The organism is Rhodococcus sp. R1101 (assembly GCF_000278445.1).
In the GTDB taxonomy this organism is placed as follows: Bacteria; Actinomycetota; Actinomycetes; order Mycobacteriales; family Mycobacteriaceae; genus Rhodococcus; species Rhodococcus gordoniae.
Map to the genome: position 1 here is coordinate 1 of NZ_AJVB01000011.1, position 19,597 is coordinate 19,597.

Genomic DNA, 19,597 nt, shown 5'->3' on the forward strand with positions numbered 1-19,597 from the left:
CCTTCTCGATGGCCTGCGAGACCTGCTCGCGGATCGAGGCGAGCGCGCGACGCAGACCCTCACCGCCCTCCGCGACCGGGTAGAGGCCACGGATGATGACGCTGTTGAAGCCGGGGAACTGCTTCTCGTCGTTGACGTGGATGAGCTTCTGCAGATCGTCGTTGTCGATGACCGGCGCACCGATGAGGATCTGCCGGCACGACGCCTCGGTCGGGTTCAGCAGGTCGCCCTCGGGGCCGAGCATGCCGCCCATGCTGGTGACGATCTCCTCGCGGATCGCGTCGAGCGGCGGGTTGGTGACCTGGGCGAACAGCTGCGAGAAGAAGTCGAACAGCTGACGCGGACGCGACGACAGCACGGCGATGGGCGTGTCGGTGCCCATCGAGCCGAGCGCTTCCGCCCCGGAGGCCGCCATGGGCTTGACGAGCAGGTCGACCTCTTCGCGGGTGTAGCCGAAGACCTGCTGACGCAGCACGACGCGCTCGTGCGACATGTAGGTGTACTTGCTCTCGGGCAGGTCCTCGAGGCGGGTGACGCCGTCGGCGACCCACTCCTCGTAGGGATGCTCGGCGGCGAGTTCGCGCTTGATCTCCTCGTCCTCGACGATCCGTCCCTTCGCGGTGTCGACGAGGAACATGCGGCCCGGCTGCAGGCGGCGCTTGCTGACGATCTTCTCGGTGGGGATGTCGAGCACGCCCACCTCGGAGGCCATGACGACGAGGCCGTCGTCGGTCACCCAGGCACGCGAGGGGCGCAGGCCGTTGCGGTCGAGCACCGCGCCGATGACGGTGCCGTCGGTGAAGCACACCGAGGCCGGTCCGTCCCAGGGCTCCATCAGGGCCGCGTGGTACTCGTAGAAAGCGCGGCGGGCCGGGTCCATCGACTCGTTCCGCTCCCACGCCTCGGGGATCATCATGAGAACGGCGTGAGGCAGGCTGCGACCACCGAGGTGCAGCAGTTCGAGCACCTCGTCGAAACGCGCGGTGTCGGACGCCCCCGGCGTGCAGACGGGGAAGATCTTCTCGAGCTTGTCGCGGCCGCCGAAGACCTCGGTGTCGATGAGTGCCTCGCGGGCGCGCATCCAGTTCGCGTTGCCGGTGACGGTGTTGATCTCACCGTTGTGCGCCACACGCCGGAAGGGGTGGGCGAGCGGCCACGAGGGGAAGGTGTTCGTGGAGAAGCGCGAGTGCACGAGGCCGAGGGCCGAGACGACGCGCTCGTCCTGCAGGTCGCGGTAGAAGCCCTTCATCTGGGGCGTGGTGAGCATGCCCTTGTAGACGAAGGTCGACGCCGACAGACTCGGGAAGTAGACGGTCTCGCTGCCGGGACCGTCCTCGCCCGCCCCGTGGTGGCCGAGCTCGTGCTCGGTGCGCTTGCGCACGACGTACGCGCGGCGCTCGAGCTCGAGGCCGGTGAGCGCGCGAGCGCCGGAGGCGATGAAGATCTGCCGGAAGGTGGGCATGGCGTCCTTGGCCATGGAACCCAGCTCGGACTCGTCGATCGGCACCTCGCGCCAGCCGAGGACCTCGAGGCCCTCCTCGGCGACGATGCGATCGACCTCGGCGGCCGCGGCGTCGGCCTTGGCCGTGTCCTTGGGCAGGAACGCGATACCGGTCGCGTATGCGCCTTCGGCAGGAAGATCGAAGTCGACGACCTCACGGAAGTAGGCGTCGGGGACCTGGATCAGGATGCCGGCGCCGTCGCCGGTGTTCTGTTCCGCTCCCGCTGCACCGCGGTGTTCGAGATTCACCAGGGCGGTGATCGCCTTCTCCACGATGTCGCGGCTGCGACGACCGTGCATGTCGACGACGAACGCGACGCCACAGGAGTCGTGCTCGTTCGCCGGGTGGTAGAGCCCTCGAGGCCCGGGGAGATGAGTCATACCTAGCCTTCGTTGATGCGATAGCACCGACGACCAGCAGCGCTGATGGCCATCTACTGCCGTAGACGGGTATCGGCCGGGTGCCCGATACCTTCGACATCGCCAGTATCCGCTCATCCGCGACGGTGCGGGTGCCTTTTCGGCAGCGCGAGCGTGGACCCGGCGACCGGTGGGACGTCGTGGTCCCACCGTCTTCGAATCGAACGATATGCCAGGTGGCGGGGGGTAACGCAAGCCAGTGTTCCCTATCCGCCCCCTGATCTGCGGAAACGTCGACGTAATGTGACCGAATCGTACCTGTCACGCCGCGGTTCGGAGCGCCGCACGCACCGCGAGAGCGATGCCGGGACGCGGGTCGGGTTCGTCCACTCCGGCCGTGCAGCGATGCAGGATGACACCGTCCAGATAGTCGATGAGAAGCCGCGCGCCCGTGGCGGAATCCTCCGCGCCGAGGGCATCGAGCATGCCGCGGACCCACGTCCGGAGTTCCCCTCGGCGCGCATCCACTCCGGCCCGCAGTTCCGGCGTTGCCATCGCTTCGACGAACATCGCGAACCGCGCCCGGGTCCGGACGATGTCGGGGCCGGTCACGAACATCACGTAATCGTGCATCAGATCTTCGAGTCCCCGGGCCGAGGCCGGAGCGGTGGTTCCGCTCAACGCCTGCGCGTCGATCCGGTCGCGTGCGAGCAACCGGTCGAGCACTCCTTCGACGAGGGCCTGCCGGGTGCGGAAGTAGTTGGAGGTGGATCCGGCGGGCACGTTCGCGGTGGTGTCCACGCGCCGGTGGGTCAGGGCGCGCAGTCCCTCGGTGCCCACGAGTTCGATTGCGGCGTCGAGGACAGTGGCGCGTTTGTCGGTCACGCGAGGCATTCTACGAGGATCACTACAGGAGTAGTGACTGTCTACTACATACGTAGTACCGTCGTGTCATGACCGTGAAGCCAGGCAGTGCAGCGATCCTCGGCGGCGGAATCGGAGGGCTCACCGCCGCGAACACCCTCCTCCGCCACGGATGGCACATCGATGTGTTCGAACGATCTCCGGAACCTCCGCGCACCGGCACCGCGCTCGGGATGTGGCCTCCCGCCCTGGCCGCACTCGAAGTTGCCGGTGTCGGCGGACGGGTTGAACAACTCGGCGTGACACAGCGCTCCGCGACGCTCAGACGCTGGGACGGTGTGGTGCTCGCCCACGTCAGGGACCTTCGACGGGCACCGGTCATGGTGTCCCGGCCCGCCCTCCTCGACATACTGCTGTCCGGCCTCCCCGACCACACCGTGAAGTTCGATGCCCCCGCGCCACCGCTCACGGCCCTCGCCGGATACGACGTGATGATCGGCGCGGACGGAATCGGCAGTGCAGTACGCGACGAGGTGTTCGGCCCGGCCTACCGGCCCGTGCACACCGGGTACGGAGCGTGGCGCGGCTGGGTCGGCGGCTCCACCACGAACCACGGAGAAACCTGGGGTCCCGGCGCGCTCTTCGGAATCACCGACCGCGACGGCGACCTCACCAACTGGTTCGCCGCCGTCCGCACCACCGAAGGCACCGGCGGCACCCTCCACGACCTGCACGGCCGTTTCCACGACTGGCACCCCGGCGTACGCGACATCCTCGGCCGCCTCGACCCCGACGACGTCATGTACCACGACCTGTACGAATCCCCCCGCCTCCCGTCGTACGTCCGCGGCAACGCCGCACTGATCGGCGACGCGGCCCATGCGATGGCACCGAACCTCGGCCGTGGCGCATGCGAAGCAATCGTCGACGCCACGACACTCGCGACGCTGTTGTCCGAGCATCCGGTACCGGTCGCTCTGCAGCGCTACGACCGTGCCCGTCGACGCCGCACCCAGCTCCTCGTGCCCGCGTCACGGGCAGTCGCCAGGATCGCGACCGCGTCCCGGCTGACATCTCTCCGCGACTCCTCCATCACAGCATTCGGCCGCATCGCCTAAACGTTCCGAAAATCACCCGGTCGAGGGAACCGATCGTCACGCTGCTGCGTCCAACCCTGATGGAACGTCTGCCGGACAGGAGTTGGTGAGCTGATGTCAGCGCTGAAGGTCGACCCGGACTCGTTGAAGAGCCTGGCCTATGCCCTGGAGGGAGAGGCCGAGACCATCTACGCGTTGGAACCGTCCGCGGCGCTCGAGTCGGTAGCGGGCGCGATGCCATCCTCAGCGGTCGGTGGTGTCGCCGGACGCGCGGGAGCACCACTCGACACCGCCTACCGCGCTATGGCCAACTGCCTGCGACGCATGGCCGAGGCCACCGAAGCGGCCGCACGGAACTACGAGGTGGCCGAGGAGGAATTCAGCCGCCAACTCGCGGCCGTCGGATCCGACTTCGAAGGAAAGTCCCTGTAGATGTTGTCTCCTTCCGCGATCCGCTCGCTCGATCCGGCTGCGCTCACCACGGCTGCCGACGCGGTTGAGTCCGCAAACAACACATTCCGGGAGTCGACCCACCGCGTCGACCGGGATGTGGACGCCACATTCGGTGGATGGGACGGTGAAGGCGGGGCGGCCGCCGCGGCACGTGCGTGGAGTGACCGGGTGGCCGGCCAAGGCATCAGCCGCGCTGTCAGCGAGCAGGTCGACGTCCTCCGCGACGCTGCGAACACGCTCATTCCCGCCCGCGCCACCGTCGTCGGAATCGTCGACAATGCGGTTGCAGCCGGCTTCACCGTCCACGACGACGCGCGGGTCGAGGCACCCCGAACCCACACGGGCGACGCGCAGACCGACCTCGTCGTGCAAGCGGGTCTCGACGACACCGCCATGAACTTCGAGGTCCAACTGAAATCGGCGGTGCGCACATTCTACAAACTGGATCGAGACGCCGCCGCCCGACTCGAGCAGGTCGGCATCCGACTCTCCACGTTCGGCGGGGAATTCCGTTCTCAGAACACACATTCCATCGATGCTCCGGACGGTGCTGCCGACGCTGCGCTCCTAGCATCCGGGGCTGCACGCGATACCGATCTCGAACGCATCGGACGCACCCTATCGCTACCGTCGGGTGCGAGCATCGAGTACCTCGACGCCTTCTACAACAGCCTCGACGAGGACGAACTGGCGAACCTGTACGAGACGTACAAGACATGGGAAGCCGAAGGCAAGCCCGACGCGGCGCGCTGGGCCGACGGTCTCGGTAACGGTCTGCTCATTCTGTCGAATCCCGAATACGGCGGGTCGTGGGAGTCGGTGCCGCAGGACATCAGGGACACCATTCGATACGGCTACGAGCCCGACCCGAACGCCGAGCATCCCCGTGAACCACTGGATCGGCTGGATCGACTCGGCGCGATACTCGGCGATGCCAACCCGCAGTATCGACCCGGCACCGAGATGGGTATCGAGATGAGCCGGGTCGCCGGATATATGGCGGGCATCCCCACCTATGCCGATCCCCACATCGTCCCCACCCCCGACCCTTCCTATTACGACCACACGGCAAGCACATTCCTCGACCTCGCCACCCGGAACACCGACACGTCGTATCACCTGCTCACCCGCACCGACGTCGACGGCAGCCCTGCGGACTTCAGTAGGGACGAGGTGCTCGTTCCGCTGCTCACCCGCGAATGGGCCGACGACGGAGCAACTCTGGCCGGCCTGACGGAGTGGATCGCTGCCGACGCGTTGCCCGCCGACCCGGGTGACCCCGCAGCAGTAATCCGAGCCGAACGTGCGGGCGAGGCAGCATTCGGTTTGGCCGAGGTGTTGTCTGCGCCGGAATCGGAGTGGAACTCCGACAACAACTTCAACCGTTTCCTCCACATGCCGGGTGCCTTCCGGGAGGAAACCGACCTGACCATAGGTGAAGTCAATCCTGTTGCTGTCCGTTCCTTTGCGACCGCCCTGTCACCGTTCGTCGGCGACATGGTCGGTTCCGTCGACGACGCCACCGCCACCAGCGGCTTCGGCGAACTCGGCCCGGTCCCGGCGACGCGCGTATTCACCCTCATGAACACCGAACCCGCGGCAGGTGCCCTTCTCAACGGTGCAGCAATCGCGCAGGCCACCGATTTCGACCGCCGGTTCGCTCTCGAACAACTCGACGGTGTGAACAAGTACAGTTACGGAACGTATTCGGGCCGGTTGCAAAGCCTCGTCGAGGTGGGGTTGAGCAGCACCTACGAGAACGAGAAGCTGGTCGAGCAGGCTGCGATCGACAACCGGAACCAGTCCAGAGCAGACGCGTATGCCGTGGCCCAAACCCTCGTCACCGGTGCGGTGACGGCGTTGCCGGGTGGCGTGGTCACGGGTCCGCTCGTGTACTCGACAGGGGTTCTGCTGCAATCCGAAATCGTCGATGCTGAAGGGCAATACGTGGGGCATCCGTCGGGGGTCGAGGGGTTCGATTCCGAAATGTATCTGACGGAGACGGGCGCCGAAAATACTCGGAGATACAACATGCTCAATGCGTTGGTCGACGCCGGAAGAGTGGATCCAGCAGACATGCCCTTCAGCCAGGCAGAGGGTCACACTATCCCTGAACGCACCAAAGCCGATGAACACGTCCTGACGAATCAAGCTGCCAGCATCATTTCGGAAAACGGGATCGATTACGGGTCCCAGGACATGTATCTCGGCTCTGCCTCGAACGGAGCGGGCGACCTCCGAAATATCGTCTATGCAGACCAGAGGGACGGCACCGACGGATTTCGCGATGTGCTCGTAAACGATGTTGTTCCGGCCGGAGGAGAAAGGTGGAACTACGGCGCATGACAACAACGTGCCCGCGGGGGAACCGGAAACTCGTTACCACTCTAGTCGTTTTCATGCTTGTCGCATGCACGTCGGAAACCGAGCCGGCACCGCAGCAATCCCCTTCCCTTCCCGTAGACGCGAGCGAATACCAAGCGCCGGAGCAGGTTCGCAACGCGACCTACGTCTGGTCGGCGGAGCCCGGAATTGATCTGCTGGATAACCGTGGAAAATTGATCCGGGCATCGCACGAATCGATGATGATCGCATTCTACGGAGGTATCGAAACAACCTACCCAGGATTCAGCAATGCGATCGATCCCAGGTATGCGCGCAGGATAAATACCATCGCTACGCGCGCGCTAGTGGGCACGATCCGAGCGCACCTTCTTCAGGTGCATCAGACAGAAAAGGGTTTCAACGCGACCGTCTGCATTCAGCCCTCACACTATGCAGTGCGAAGAGACGACGGCCAGTATCACACTGTGCATGGCTCGGCCATTGAAGAGAGAGTCGAGTTCAACCACCCCACCGCTGAGGATCGCGACCTCGCCCGGGTCCGACCCAACCTCCCACCGAGCACCACTCCCCGCCCGCCATCTCCTCCCATCGCCGACGCGACTCACCAATGGTCCGCGCCGACGGAGGACGTCTTCGCGGACACCGAGTGGTTGATCAGTTTCGGCGCAGATCTCGGCGATGCCAAGAAACGTTGCGAAGAGTGGGGACGCAGCATCGAGCCGGGGGTGCCCGATGACGGGGCCGAGTTTCTCGTCTCCCTCACCCCACCCGAAACCCTGCCCGCCTACCCGGGCTGGTGAGCACATGAACCGAATTATTTGCGCTGCAATAGCATTCCTTGTCGGATCATCCCTACTTGCAAGCTGCACACCCGATCGAGCGCCGGCACCGGTTGCGCCCCAGACCATCATCACCGCCGAGTACGAACCACCCGGACAGGTCCGAAGTTCCACCTTCGTGTGGTCCGCAGAACCGGGAATCGACCTTGCGGATCAACGCAGCATCCTCACCCGAGCCGCGTACGAATCCATGATCATCGCCCACTACGGCGGACTCGATACCACCTATCCCGGGTTCGCCGGAGCACTCGTCCCTTCCTACGCACGCAAAGTCCCAACTGCGCTGGAAACATCCCTCGTCGGAACATTTCGGGCGCACATCCTCCAGGTGCTCGATACGGCGGCTGGGTTCAAAGCAACCGTGTGCACCCAATGGTCGAAGGTGGGCATCAGGGTCCGAGACGGCGACTATCGCATCAACCAATTTTCCGGGCAGGAGGAATTTGTCGAGTTCACCCGTGACACCGAGGAACATCGGCGCGAAGGGCAACTCCACAGGCACGACCCGGAACCACCGACACCAAGCGATCAGTACCTGACTTCTCTCCCCACCACCGAGCACCAATGGTCCGCTCCTACGGAAGATCTGTTCACCGATACCGGACTCAGAATCGACTTCGGGGGCGACTTGGGCGAAACGATGTATCGATGCGAAGCATGGGGTCGCAGCATCGAACCCAGCTTGCCGCCCTACAGAAGTTCCGAAACCATCATCTCCCCCACCCCACCCGAAACCCTCCCCGCCTACCCGGGCTGGTGAGAAAGGAACCATGTTGACGTATCCGGAAGAACTCTCTGTCACCGTCAGGCGCGTGCAGAACACGATCGAACGGATAGTAGGCAACGGATCGGCCCACAGCGTCCGTATCAGCGTCACCCCGGACCGGCCGCATCGTCGCCCTCGAGATCCCACCCGAGGCGTACAACTGGTCGCCGGATGTGCTCGCGACTCGCATTACCGCCGCCCACGACCTCGCGTCCGCGGACGCCGACGAGCAGGCCCGCTACGCGCGCGTCGAGTTGGCCGACGACCCGCGTATCCGGCGCATCGTCTCGGGAATCGGGCAGCTGACCTCGAGGTGAACGGCCCGTAAATAACAACTGGCCGCAGCGATAAAAATCAGCTGCGGCCAGAGGTAACGAAAGAATAACTTGGGACCCCCGAACTTAGGAAGGCAAGTTCAGGTGAGGTCTGTCACATGATGTCTCGTTCCCACACGCGGTGGGTACCCAGCAGCTCCAGCACCTGCGCAACGGCCGTTTCGGGACCGTCCACGATCTCGACACCGGGTGCCTTCAGCTCGTCCAGCGCCGCTGCCCCGGCCCCCACGCGGCCAGTGCCTTGTGGTGACGGAACATCTCGTCGACGAGGATCCGGACTCTCGTGTCGGGCACGGTAGTCGCCATGATCACCGCGTCGAACTCGATCGACCGGGCCGTGAGGAAGGTGCGCGAGATGGGCACGACTCCCCCGAGCATCCCGCCGTGCGGAGCGATCACGAGGGGCACGCAGTCGGCCGCATCCACGGCCTGCACGGCCGCAAGGACCTGGTCGACGTCGGTGGTGTCGTCGGCGACGATGCCGATCAGCCGACCCTGCACGGGCCACGTCTTGCCGACCTGTGCCAGCGCGGGGCTCTGCGGCAGATCGGAGACCTCGACGGCCGGCTTCGGGGCCGGCAGACCGAGACCGGCGGCCACCTTCTCGCACAGCCCGGCGTCGATGTTCGCCAGGACCTGCAGCTGCCGCTCCTTGATCGTCTGCTCGTAGCACTTGCCCAGCTCGAACGTGTAGGCGTAGGCCACGTGGTCCTGCTCGATGTCCGACAGGCTCAGATAGAACTGGCGGGCCTGCGTGTAGTGGTCGTCGAACGACCGGGAGACCTCGCGTTCCTTCTTCGCCGCCGGTACCTCCACGGGTAGGTCGACGAAGGCCCCCTCGGTGACGCCGGCCATGAACGGGCATCCCGCGTCGAGCGAGTTCGGCTTGTACGGAGCGACACCGGTGTGGACGGCGTGCTGATGGAAGCCGTCGCGGAACATGTCGTTGACGGGAGCGTGCGGACGGTTGATCGGGATCTGCCCGAAGTTCGGTCCACCGAGTCGCGTCAGCTGGGTGTCGAGGTACGAGAACAGGCGGCCCTGCAGCAGCGGATCGTCGGTGACGTCGATGCCCGGGACGAGATGGCCCGGGTGGAAGGCGACCTGCTCGGTCTCGGCGAAGAAGTTGGTGGGGTTGGCATTGAGGACCATCGTGCCGATGATCTGCACGGGCGCGAGTTCCTCGGGGACGATCTTGGTGGGATCGAGCAGGTCGATGCCCTCGAAGACCTGCTCCGGGGTGTCCGGGAAGACCTGTACGCCGAGATCCCATTCGGGGTAGGCACCCGCCTCGATCGCGTCGGCGAGGTCGCGGCGGTGGAAGTCGGGATCGAAGCCGTTGATGAGCTGGGCTTCCTCCCACACCAGCGAATGCACGCCGAGCCGCGGCTTCCAGTGGAACTTCACCAGCGCGGTGTCACCCTCGGCGTCGACCACACGGAAGGTGTGGACGCCGAAGCCCTCCATCATGCGGTAGGAGCGCGGGATGCCGCGATCGGACATGTTCCACATCGTGTGCGCCGTGGCCTCGGTGTGGAGCGAGACGAAATCCCAGAAAGTGTCGTGAGCGCTCTGCGCCTGCGGGATCTCGCGATCCGGGTGCGGTTTGGCCGCGTGGACGACGTCCGGGAACTTGATGGCGTCCTGGATGAAGAACACCGGGATGTTGTTGCCGACGAGGTCGAAAGTGCCTTCCTCGGTGTAGAACTTCGTCGCGAAGCCACGAGTGTCGCGCACCGTGTCGGCCGAGCCACGGGAACCGAGCACCGTCGAGAACCGTACGAACACCGGTGTCTCCACGTCTTTCTGGAGGAACCGGGCACGCGTGATCGAGCTTGCGGCACCCGTCGCGCGGAAGACGCCGTGGGCGCCGGCGCCGCGGGCGTGCACCACGCGCTCCGGGATGCGTTCGTGGTCGAAGTGGGTGATCTTCTCGCGGAAGTGATGATCCTGCAACAGGATCGGCCCGCGCCGACCGGCCTTGAGCGAGTGGTCGGTATCCGTCAACCGCGCCCCCTGAGCCGTCGTCAGGTACTCCCCCTGCTGGGCACGGCCGCGCGGCAGGTCCGCGGGAGTGCCGGTGGCCGTCCGCACCGCGGGCTCCGCCTGATCGGGCTTGGGCTCGGGCGGCATCGTGGGCGTCGTGGGTTCCTCCACGGGCGGCACGGTGGACGAGGGGACGCCGGGGATCTTCGGGGTGTCGTCGGGCATATGAGAACTCCGATTCGTGGCTGTCGTCGGGGCTGGACACGTCTTTTCCACGGCTACCCGGAAGGACGGCGGCCAAACGCGGGCGGCGGGGCGGTCGGGTCAGAAGTCCTCGTCGATGCAGGCGAGCCGGTCGCCGGCCTGTCCGGCCTCACCCGGTGCGGTCTTGGTGTGCTGTGCGTGGAGCACCACCGAGTCGGCTTCGCCGTCGCGGAACTCCCAGTCGACGGTCGTGGACGCCTCGGCGTTGCCCTGCGCGTCGGTGGTGATGTCGAGCCAGATCTCGTTCTGCGGATTGGCGTAGGCGGGGTCGGTGGACGGGGAGTCGGAGTTCGCCGCCGGGTCGACCCGGTTCTGGTAGTGCGGCCCCGAATCGGACGGGTTCGGCCCGCACGGCCGGGTGTGGACGTGCGCCCCGAAATCCCGATCGGGTTGCAGACCCATCACCCTGAGCGTGACTGTGGTCCGGCCGTTCTCCTCCTCGGATTCGACGTCGAAGGTCGCGCCGGCCGGCACGGCCGCCTCGTCGTAGGTGAAGGCGTTGTCGTCGTCGCCCCCCTCGTTCGGAAGACCGAAGGCATCGCCGCTCATCCCGGGCAGCGGCGTAGGCATGGCATCGGTGGTGGTGGTCGCGAGGGAAGTGGGTGGCGTTTCGACGGTGGCCTCGGTGTCGGTGGACGAGCCGTCGCTGCCACACCCCGCGGCCACGAGCGTGGCGACGGAGAAGCCCGCGACGAGACATGCGTGGCGTGTGTTCATGACTTCGACGTACCCCGGGGACGCCGTCCGCGAACCTGCCCGCGCTTGTCGCCTAGTCCTGGGTCCCGGCCTTCCGTTCCTCGGCCTTCCGTGCCTCGACGATCGCGGCGAGGTCCTCCTCGATGGTCTTTTCCACGGCGCTCTTGCTCACCCCGGCCCCGGCCAGCACACCGTCTCCGTTCTCGAGTTCGAGCAAGGCAAGGAGGATGTGCTCGGTGCCGATGTAGTCGTGTCCGAGCCGAAGGGCTTCGCGGAAGGTCAATTCGAGGGCCTTGCGGGCTCCGGCGTCGTACGGAACGAGTTCGGGAATGTCGTCGGCCGCTTCGGGGAGCGTCGCTTCGGCGGCCGCGCGCAGGGCCGCGGAGTCCACGCCCTGAGCCGCGAGTGCGCGGGCTGCGAGCGACTCGGTGTCGACCAGCAGACCGAGCAGCAGATGCACGGGCGTGATCTCGGGGCTTCCCGTGGCACGCGCTTCGTTCATCGACGCCATCACGGTGTTCTGCGCGCGTGGGGTGAACCGCGAGAACCCCTGCCCGGGGTCGAGGTCGTTGTCGCTCTTCGACACGAACCGCTTCTGGGCGGCCTGCTTGGACACCCCCATGCTCTGCCCGATCTCGGACCACGACCTGCCGGAACGGCGCGCCTGGTCGACGAAGTGACCGATCAGGTGATCGGCGACCTCGCCGAGATGATCGGCCGCGATGACGGCGTCGGACAGTTGCTCGAGGGGATCGTCGTGGACCTTCTTGATGGCGTCGATGAGGTCGTCGAGTCTGATGGGGTGGGACGGCCGAATGGGTTCCATGCGTCAACTCTAGGTTGACGCATGGAACCCGTCAACCTTTGGTTGACGATGCGAGGGCGTCGCGGCAGACAGGACGGTCTCGATGCGCGTGCCGTCGCCACCCACCGCAAGCACGTCGCCGAAGCCCTCCACCATGGACTCGACGAGGACCGGCAGGTCGGGGACGGCTGCGGAGTCGGCGTTGATGCCGATGCAGCAGTGCGTCGTGTGCGACATCAGCGTGATGTTGACCGCCGAACCGAGGGTGGGAGCGAAGGGGTAGTACCTCAGCACCTCCGCTCCGGCCATGTAGAGCGGAACCGGCGATCCGGGAACGTTCGACGCGAGGAAGTCGATGTGCTTGAGGATTCCGCCCAGAACACCGGCCGGGAGCACGTTCAACGCACCCGCGATGGCGGACGAGAGCGGTACGGCCGGTTCGTCCCGCCAGGAGCGGACGATCCGATCCACCCGGTGCATCAACGTGACCGGTTCGGCGATGTCCAGGGGAAGCGCGAACCGGGCCAGCGTGATCCGGTTCCCTCCGATCGCGTCGCCCTCCTGCCGGAGACTGATCGGCAGTGTCGTCATCAGCTCGCCGGCCTGCGTCCCGTGACGGGCATGATAGTTCTTCAACCCCAACAGTATTCCGGCGAGGAAGGCGTCGTTGAGGGAGGAATCCGCTGCCCGCGCGACCCGCCGTAGTGCGTCGAGGGGCAGGTCGAGAGCGGCGACCTCACGAACCGTGCTGCGGTCGATCATCACCGGGGAACGCGTCGTGAACACCGGCCGCACGAACCGGGCCGTCGACCCGGCCGTGCCCACGACGGTACGCAGCGCCGCGACGGGATTCGCCAGCGACCTCAGGCCGGAGCGCACGAGCCACGGCGCACCTCGGCCCACCGCCTCCCCGGCCGTCGAGAGGTACCAGCCCACGGAGTCGGCGAGGTCCGATGCCGATGCCGGGGAGGGCGGAGTCTCCGGCAACGGCCCGCGATCGGTGCCGTCGCGTTCGAAGTCGACCATCTCGTTCGCGATCTGGATACCACCGATGCCGTCGGTGAGCGCATGGTGCACCTTGAGGACGATCGCGGCACGACCGTCGTCGAGACCGTCGACGATCGTCGCCTCCCACAGGGGACGGTCCTTGTCGAACGCCGACATCGTCGCGGCGCGCACGAGTGGAAGCACAGCGTCCAGTCCCCCGGCATGCGGGAGGGCGATCCGCCGCAGGTGCCAGGACAGGTCGAAATCGGGATCGTCCACCCATCGCGGTGGGGTCCGCCCGAACGGGGAGTCGGCGAGCTTGCGGCGGAAGCTCGGCACCGCACGTGTGCCGCGCTCCATCATCCGGACGAAGCGCTCGTGGTCCGGGGACCGGTCGAGCAACGCCACCGCGACGATCGTGGACCGCAGGACGGGGTCGGACTCCATCCGCCAGGACATCAGATCCGTCTGCGACATGCGCCGGTCATCCGCGCTCATGCGCATCTCCCTCCCTGCCACCGATTCTCCCTCGCACGGTAATCGCTGCGAAGCACGGATATCGGCGATACCGGCCCACGAGCAGGCCCGATACGCGGGGAGTCCCTTTCGCTCACGCTGACGCAAAACCTGGTTCCCCGACGGCGGATCGCCCAGGATCGGTGACGTCCTCGACTCCGTCGAAGACCTCTGCCCCTTGTCGGAACCGTGAGGAAGTCCATGCCCCGTCTACGTCGTGCCGGATCGACAGCCGTCATCGCGCTCCTTCTGACCGCGGTCGCGGCATGCAGCTCCGGGTCCCCGGGCGAGGGCCTCGGTTCCGACAGCGCGCTGCCCACCGAGATCCCCGCGGGCACCAAGCTCGTCATCGCCGATCAGGGTGAGCGCCAGCAGATCCCCCTCGAGGCCTCAGGACAGCTCGAGGCGGTGCCGTTCGAGTACGAGTTCGCGACCTTCCAAGGGGCACCTTCGATCCTCGAGGCGTTCCGCGCCGACGCCGTCGACATCGCGTGGGCCGGTGAGATCATGACCGTCCAGTCCCTCGTCGCCGGCGACGACGTGCAGGTCGTCGCGGCCATCCAGACGAACAACGGCCTCAACATGGGCATCGCCCCGAACTCCTCGGACATCGAGACGCTCGCGGATCTGAAGGGCAAGCGGATCGGGTACGCCGAGGGCACCTCGCAGCAGGCCTTCGTCCTCCGCGGCCTCGACAAGGCCGGTCTGTCGGTCGACGACGTGAAGCTCGTCCCGATGTCGTTGCCGGACTTCCCGGATGCGCTGCGCTCCAACCAGATCGACGCCGCTCCGATGAGCGAGCCGGTCTTCTCCCGGTACATGCAGACCCCGGGCGCGACGTCGCTGCCGCGTCCCGAGATCGAGGACCTCAGCGAAGGCATCTCGTACCTCTACTCGAGCAGGAAGGCCCTGTCCGACCCGGCCACGGCCGCAGCCATCCGCGCCTACGTCACCGCCTACATCAAGGCGATCGACTGGGCCGACGACAACCGCGACGCGTACATCGACGCCTACTTCGTCGAGAGTCAGGGTCTGACGGTCGAGGACGGCAAGCGCATCCTCGACACCGCCGGGATCACCACCTTCCCGCATCTCGACGAGGAGCTCATCGAGATCCAGCAGCACACCATCGACGTGATCGATGCCGCCGGTGAACTGCCGAAGCCCGTCGACGCCGCCGACGCCTTCGACCTGCGTTTCGACGAGGTCGTCACCGAAGCGGTCGCCGAGACCGGCGCCTCCCACACCCGCAGCTGACCTTTCGAGGGGAAATCCGACATGACGAACCGCCAGCTCAACCTCAACGCCTTCATCTATCCCACCGGCCACCACGAGGCCTCGTGGCGTCATCCCGGCAGCGTGCCCGAGCGCCTCTACGACATCACCTACTTCCAGGAACTCGCTCGCCTCGCGGAGGGCGCGAAGCTCGACGCGGTGTTCTTCGCCGACGGCCCGGCTCTGCGCACCGAGGTGAAGTACCGGCCCGACTACGGTCTCGAGCCGATCACCACGCTGGTCGCGATGGCCACGGTCACCGCGCACCTCGGGCTGATCGCCACCGCATCGACCACCTACTACGAGCCCTACAACCTCGCGCGTCTGTTCTCCTCGCTCGACCACATCTCCGGTGGCCGCGCCGGCTGGAACATCGTCACCACCGCGACCGACGCCGCGGCGGCGAACTTCGGTCTCACGGAGCACCCCGACGTGCACGAGCGGTACGCCCGGGCACGCGAATTCGTCGACGCCGCAGTGAAACTGTGGGATTCGTGGGAGGACGACGCACTCGTCGTCGACAAGGCCGCCGGCGTCTACGCCGATCCGGACAAGATCCACCGCACCGACATCGACGGTGACTACGTCAAGGTGCGCGGTCCGTTCGGTTCGGCCCGCTCCCCGCAGGGGCGTCCGGTGCTCGTGCAGGCCGGATCCTCCAACGACGGGCGCAATTTCGCATCCACCCATGCCGAGGCGATCTTCACCGCACACCAGCGCATCGAGGACGCCCGGGCCTTCTACACCGACATCAAGACTCGCGCAGCGGCATCGGGGCGCAACCCCGATCACGTGAAGATCCTGCCCGGCCTGAGCCCGTTCATCGGTGCGACCGAGGCCGAGGCGAAGGACCTGCATCGCGAGTTCAACGAGCTGACCATCGTCGAATACGGACTCGGGCAGCTCCAGAAGATGGGGCGCGTCGACGTGTCCCGGCTCGAGCTGGACGAGAAGGTGCCGGTCGAATTGTTCTCCGGCGCAGGCGACATCACCGACAACGACAACAGTCGCCGTCTTGTCTTCGCGAAGATCGTCGAGCGCGAGCAGCCGACCCTGCGTCAGCTGCTGCACAAACTCGCCGGTGCACGCGGCCACAACGTCGTCGCGGGCACGCCGGTGCAGATCGCCGACATCATCGAGGAGTGGTTCACCCACGGTGCCGCGGACGGCTTCAACATCATGCCGCCGCAGTACCCGCAGGGCCTCGAGGCCTTCGCCTCCCAGGTGGTGCCGATCCTGCAGGAGCGCGGCCTGTTCCGGACCGAGTACACCGGCACCACGCTGCGCGACCATTACGGCCTGCCGCGTCCGGAGAGCCAGTACGCACGCGCACTCGCGGCTGCCGGCGTCTGACCGAACGGACGAAAGGACTGGAGCCATGAGCGTCTCCACCGTCGAATCCCGGCGTTTCGGCAGTGGCCCGGCCGGTGACGCCGACACCGGCCGGAAGCCCGATCCCGGCGCGACGGCCGACCTGTCGCCCCGCACGACCCGCAGCCACCTCGCCCCCGGCAAGCCGATCAAGTGCGGCCTGGCGATCGGTCCGGTGCTGCTGCTGGTCGTGTGGATCGTCACCTCTGCCACCGGGGTACTCGACCCGAAGACCCTCTCGGCGCCGTGGACGGTCGTCACCACCGCGTGGGATCTGATCGGCGACGGGCGACTGCAGTCGAACCTGTGGACCTCCGTCCAGCGCGCGCTGATCGGTGGGGTCATCGGCGTCGCCCTCGGACTGGTGCTCGCACTGGCCGCCGGCCTGTCGCGCATCGGCGAGGCGCTGATCGACGGTCCGGTGCAGATCAAACGCTCCATCCCCACGCTTGCGTTGATGCCGCTGGCGATCCTGTGGTTCGGCATCGGCGAGGAGATGAAGATCCTGCTCATCACCCTGTCGGTGTTCGTCCCGGTCTACATCAACACCTACGCGGCGTTGCGCGGCATCGATGCCCGCTACGTGGAACTGGCCGAGACACTGGATCTGTCCCGCGCCCAGTTCGTCCGCCGCATCGCTCTGCCGGGGGCGCTGCCCGGTTTCTTCACCGGCCTGCGTCTGGCGGTGACCATCTCCTGGCTGGCCTTGGTGGTCGTCGAGCAGGTCAACGCCTCGAGCGGTATCGGCTACCTGATGTACCAGGCCCGTAACTACGGGCTGACCGAGATCATCGTCGTCGGATTGGTGGTCTACGCGATCCTCGGTTTCGGCAGCGACCTGCTGGTCCGTGCGGCGGAGAGGAAGGCACTGGCATGGCGCAGGACGATCGGCAGCTGACCGTACGCACCCGGGGTCTGAGCCGTGGCTTCGACGGACGGGCGGTCCTGAACAACATCGACCTCGAGATCGCACCCGGCGAGTTCGTGGCGCTGCTCGGCCGTAGTGGCTCGGGCAAGAGCACCCTGCTGCGTGCCCTGGCCGAACTCGACCACGGCGTGCCGGGATCGGGAACGCTCGAGGTACCGAAGAAACGGGCGGTGGTCTTCCAGGACTCGCGACTGCTGCCCTGGGCGCGGGTGCTCGACAACGTCGTCCTCGGCCTGGACGGCGACGACGCCGCCGAGCGCGGCCGCACGGCCCTGGCGGAGGTCGGGCTCGCCGGACGCGAGAAGGCCTGGCCCACCGAACTGTCCGGCGGTGAGCAACAGCGCGTGTCGCTCGCGCGGTCGCTGGTGCGCGACCCCGAACTGCTGCTCGCCGACGAGCCGTTCGGCGCCCTCGACGCACTGACGAAGATCAAGATGCACGGTCTGTTGCAGGAGCTGTGCGCCGAGCACCGGCCCGCGGTGCTGCTCGTCACCCACGATGTCGACGAGGCGATCGCGCTCGCCGACCGTGTGCTCGTGCTCGATCACGGCTCGTTCGCCGTCGAGCTGAACATAGACCTGCCGCATCCGCGGGCCGATCACGTCGTCGAGGCGGCCGACTACCGGCGCGTGCTGCTCGAGGTGCTGGGGGTCGAGCTCTCCGTCTGAGCGACCCGCACTGTCTCTGCCGGAGCGGCCCGCTCCGGAGCGACCGATGCGAGAGAATCGACTCGTCGCTCCGGAGTCACCGACGGGAGATGCATCGTGTGTGGACGTTATGCCAGCACCAGTACCCGCGGGGATCTGCTCGCGGCCTACGACGCCGTCGAGACCGTGGGTGAGGAACTGCCACCCTCGTACAACATCGCCCCCACCCAGCGCGTGAACGTCGTACTCGAACGAGCGCCGCGCGAGGAACCGGACGCCGAACCGGTGCGTATGGTGTCCTCGCAGGTCAAATGGGGGTTGGTGCCGTTCTGGGCGAAGGACCCGAAGATCGGGTCGCGCATGATCAACGCCCGCTCCGAGACGATCACGCAGAAGCCCGCCTTCAAGGCGGCCGCAGCGCGGCGGCGGTGCGTGCTGCCGGCCGACGGTTACTACGAGTGGATGACAGGCGAGGACGGGAAGAAGATCCCGTTCTTCCTGCACGCGGACGCACCGATCTCCATGGCCGGGCTCTACGAGCTGTGGCCGAACCCGGAACTTCCCGAGGACCATCCCGACCGCTGGTTGTGGACGTGCACCGTACTGACCCGTCCGGCGACCGACGCCGCCGGGCACATCCACGAACGTTCGCCGGTGATCCTCCCCGCCACCTTCGTCGATCCGTGGCTCGATCCCGAACTGAACGATCGCGACGACGTCGATGCCCTCCTGAATTCGATTCCCGAACCCCGCCTCGAACCGTACGAGGTGAGCACGGCGGTCAATTCACCGCGCAACAACAATCCCGACCTGCTGCGACCTGTCGATTCCTGAAAGACCGGCCGTCTGCCGTTCCCCACGCCGGGCAGGAACCATCAACCGGAGGTGTCGCTGCTCGTACCGGGCAGCGGCGTGGGCATGGAGTCGGTGGACGAGTCCGGCCTGGTGGCCGCAAGAACCATCCTGACGATCCGGTCGATCTCCTCTGCCGATGCCTTGCGACCCAACATCATCGGCGCCAGGAACAGCGGCGCGGCCAGCGCGTTCACCATCGCTTCCGGCGAATGGTCGGAGTTGGCATCTCCACGTTCGATCGCCCGGCGGGCCATCGTCCGCCACGCTTCGAGAACGGGACGGTACTGCTCGAGCACGAGTTGGTTGAAGTCGGGATAGCGATGACTCGCCATGAGTGCCGCCGAGGCGACCTCGACCGGGCCTGCTGCGTACTCCGCGATGGACTCGGCGAAGGCTCGGACGTCCGATTCCCATGCGCCGGTGTCCGGTGGAGCCACCTGTCGCACGTGCATCGACACCGCTTCGACGAGCAGGTCGTTGTGTGTGGGCCACCATCGGTAGATGGTCTTGCGGCTGACACCGGCGCGGGCGGCGACCTCGACGGTGGTGAAGTCGAGTCGCCCCTCCGCGAGAAACGCCAGGCATGCCTCACCGACCGCGATCCGGACCTTCTCGCTCCGTCCACCGGTCCGAATCCGTTCAGGCTTGTCGCTCACTCCCGCTCTCCCCGCTCGAAACACAATATTAACGACACACGATGTTGACT

The 19,597-nt window shown here is 66.4% G+C and carries 17 protein-coding genes and 1 pseudogene; 11 read left to right on the forward strand and 7 right to left on the reverse strand.

Translation table 11 applies throughout. The annotated features are described in order from the left end of the window. Both R1101_RS0102090 and R1101_RS0102095 read right to left on the reverse strand, forming a co-directional pair. Positions 1 to 1,882 (reverse strand): glutamate synthase central domain-containing protein (locus tag R1101_RS0102090; protein ID WP_016931835.1); only part of this gene is annotated, 1,882 nt, incomplete at its 3' end. Positions 1,883 to 2,182: 300 nt separating this feature from the next. Then, the gene (locus R1101_RS0102095) at positions 2,183 to 2,755 is read right to left on the reverse strand and encodes a TetR/AcrR family transcriptional regulator (protein ID WP_232284648.1); all 573 of its coding nucleotides are present in this window, start codon (positions 2,753 to 2,755) and stop codon (positions 2,183 to 2,185) included. 59 nt (positions 2,756 to 2,814) lie between these two features. Here R1101_RS0102095 and R1101_RS0102100 point away from each other — a divergent pair, with 59 nt between their 5' ends. The 6 genes from R1101_RS0102100 to R1101_RS30085 all read left to right on the forward strand — a co-directional run bounded on the left by R1101_RS0102100 (position 2,815) and on the right by R1101_RS30085 (position 8,543). Further along, positions 2,815 to 3,843 (forward strand): FAD-dependent monooxygenase, encoded by a 1,029-nt coding sequence (locus tag R1101_RS0102100; protein WP_016931837.1) that lies wholly within the window; start codon positions 2,815 to 2,817, stop codon positions 3,841 to 3,843. Between the two features lie 93 nt (positions 3,844 to 3,936). Continuing rightward, positions 3,937 to 4,254 (forward strand): type VII secretion target, encoded by a 318-nt coding sequence (locus R1101_RS0102105; protein WP_016931838.1) that lies wholly within the window; start codon positions 3,937 to 3,939, stop codon positions 4,252 to 4,254. Further along, positions 4,255 to 6,621: a TPR repeat region-containing protein gene (locus R1101_RS0102110; protein WP_016931839.1), complete on the forward strand. Its 2,367-nt coding sequence runs from the start codon at positions 4,255 to 4,257 to the stop codon at positions 6,619 to 6,621. Positions 6,622 to 6,674: 53 nt separating this feature from the next. Beyond that, positions 6,675 to 7,421, forward strand: a complete 747-nt coding sequence (locus R1101_RS0102115; RefSeq protein WP_232284649.1) for a hypothetical protein — start codon at positions 6,675 to 6,677, stop codon at positions 7,419 to 7,421. 229 nt (positions 7,422 to 7,650) lie between these two features. Then, a complete protein-coding gene (locus tag R1101_RS0102120) occupies positions 7,651 to 8,220 on the forward strand; it encodes a hypothetical protein (RefSeq protein ID WP_232284650.1) in 570 nt (189 codons plus the stop codon). Between the two features lie 179 nt (positions 8,221 to 8,399). After that, positions 8,400 to 8,543, forward strand: coding sequence for a hypothetical protein (locus tag R1101_RS30085; protein WP_016931842.1), 144 nt, complete (start codon positions 8,400 to 8,402; stop codon positions 8,541 to 8,543). Between the two features lie 112 nt (positions 8,544 to 8,655). On the opposite strand, the pseudogene R1101_RS25700 reads toward R1101_RS30085, so the two are convergent. The 4 genes and pseudogenes from R1101_RS25700 to R1101_RS0102145 form a co-directional block, all read right to left on the reverse strand. Then, positions 8,656 to 10,772 (reverse strand): annotated as a pseudogene (locus R1101_RS25700) (catalase). Between the two features lie 99 nt (positions 10,773 to 10,871). Beyond that, positions 10,872 to 11,528 (reverse strand): superoxide dismutase family protein, encoded by a 657-nt coding sequence (locus R1101_RS0102135; RefSeq protein WP_016931845.1) that lies wholly within the window; start codon positions 11,526 to 11,528, stop codon positions 10,872 to 10,874. 52 nt (positions 11,529 to 11,580) lie between these two features. Next, on the reverse strand, positions 11,581 to 12,333 hold the full coding sequence (locus R1101_RS0102140) for a Clp protease N-terminal domain-containing protein (protein ID WP_016931846.1): 753 nt from the start codon (positions 12,331 to 12,333) through the stop codon (positions 11,581 to 11,583). Between the two features lie 9 nt (positions 12,334 to 12,342). Further along, the gene (locus tag R1101_RS0102145) at positions 12,343 to 13,803 is read right to left on the reverse strand and encodes a wax ester/triacylglycerol synthase domain-containing protein (protein ID WP_016931847.1); all 1,461 of its coding nucleotides are present in this window, start codon (positions 13,801 to 13,803) and stop codon (positions 12,343 to 12,345) included. A 213-nt stretch (positions 13,804 to 14,016) separates the two neighbouring features. Between R1101_RS0102145 and R1101_RS0102150 the strand changes: the two genes are divergently transcribed. The 5 genes from R1101_RS0102150 (at position 14,017) to R1101_RS0102170 (ending at position 18,870) form a co-directional block, all read left to right on the forward strand. Continuing rightward, positions 14,017 to 15,072 (forward strand): ABC transporter substrate-binding protein, encoded by a 1,056-nt coding sequence (locus R1101_RS0102150; RefSeq protein ID WP_016931848.1) that lies wholly within the window; start codon positions 14,017 to 14,019, stop codon positions 15,070 to 15,072. Positions 15,073 to 15,093: 21 nt separating this feature from the next. Then, entirely contained in the window at positions 15,094 to 16,443 is a 1,350-nt protein-coding gene (locus R1101_RS0102155; RefSeq protein WP_016931849.1) for an LLM class flavin-dependent oxidoreductase, read from the forward strand. A gap of 25 nt (positions 16,444 to 16,468) precedes the next feature. Further along, positions 16,469 to 17,359, forward strand: coding sequence for an ABC transporter permease (locus R1101_RS0102160; protein WP_016931850.1), 891 nt, complete (start codon positions 16,469 to 16,471; stop codon positions 17,357 to 17,359). Next, positions 17,335 to 18,057, forward strand: coding sequence for an ABC transporter ATP-binding protein (locus R1101_RS0102165; RefSeq protein WP_016931851.1), 723 nt, complete (start codon positions 17,335 to 17,337; stop codon positions 18,055 to 18,057). Before R1101_RS0102160 ends, R1101_RS0102165 begins: the two co-directional genes overlap by 25 nt. Before the next feature lie 96 nt (positions 18,058 to 18,153). Beyond that, the gene (locus tag R1101_RS0102170) at positions 18,154 to 18,870 is read left to right on the forward strand and encodes an SOS response-associated peptidase (protein ID WP_016931852.1); all 717 of its coding nucleotides are present in this window, start codon (positions 18,154 to 18,156) and stop codon (positions 18,868 to 18,870) included. Positions 18,871 to 18,911: 41 nt separating this feature from the next. On the opposite strand, the gene R1101_RS0102175 is transcribed toward R1101_RS0102170, so the two are convergent. Further along, positions 18,912 to 19,547, reverse strand: coding sequence for a TetR-like C-terminal domain-containing protein (locus R1101_RS0102175; protein ID WP_016931853.1), 636 nt, complete (start codon positions 19,545 to 19,547; stop codon positions 18,912 to 18,914). Positions 19,548 to 19,597 lie beyond the last annotated feature (50 nt).

Bases quoted from the DNA above. Each gene is read 5' to 3' on its own strand.
- R1101_RS0102095 (WP_232284648.1), bottom strand. From the start codon at position 2,755: ATGCCTCGCGTGACCGACAAACGCGCCACTGTCCTCGACGCCGCAATC.
- R1101_RS0102100 (WP_016931837.1), top strand. From the start codon at position 2,815: ATGACCGTGAAGCCAGGCAGTGCAGCGATCCTCGGCGGCGGAATCGGA.
- R1101_RS0102105 (WP_016931838.1), top strand. From the start codon at position 3,937: ATGTCAGCGCTGAAGGTCGACCCGGACTCGTTGAAGAGCCTGGCCTAT.
- R1101_RS0102110 (WP_016931839.1), top strand. From the start codon at position 4,255: ATGTTGTCTCCTTCCGCGATCCGCTCGCTCGATCCGGCTGCGCTCACC.
- R1101_RS0102115 (WP_232284649.1), top strand. From the start codon at position 6,675: ATGCTTGTCGCATGCACGTCGGAAACCGAGCCGGCACCGCAGCAATCC.
- R1101_RS0102120 (WP_232284650.1), top strand. From the start codon at position 7,651: ATGATCATCGCCCACTACGGCGGACTCGATACCACCTATCCCGGGTTC.
- R1101_RS0102135 (WP_016931845.1), bottom strand. From the start codon at position 11,528: ATGAACACACGCCACGCATGTCTCGTCGCGGGCTTCTCCGTCGCCACG.
- R1101_RS0102140 (WP_016931846.1), bottom strand. From the start codon at position 12,333: ATGGAACCCATTCGGCCGTCCCACCCCATCAGACTCGACGACCTCATC.
- R1101_RS0102145 (WP_016931847.1), bottom strand. From the start codon at position 13,803: ATGCGCATGAGCGCGGATGACCGGCGCATGTCGCAGACGGATCTGATG.
- R1101_RS0102150 (WP_016931848.1), top strand. From the start codon at position 14,017: ATGCCCCGTCTACGTCGTGCCGGATCGACAGCCGTCATCGCGCTCCTT.
- R1101_RS0102155 (WP_016931849.1), top strand. From the start codon at position 15,094: ATGACGAACCGCCAGCTCAACCTCAACGCCTTCATCTATCCCACCGGC.
- R1101_RS0102160 (WP_016931850.1), top strand. From the start codon at position 16,469: ATGAGCGTCTCCACCGTCGAATCCCGGCGTTTCGGCAGTGGCCCGGCC.
- R1101_RS0102165 (WP_016931851.1), top strand. From the start codon at position 17,335: ATGGCGCAGGACGATCGGCAGCTGACCGTACGCACCCGGGGTCTGAGC.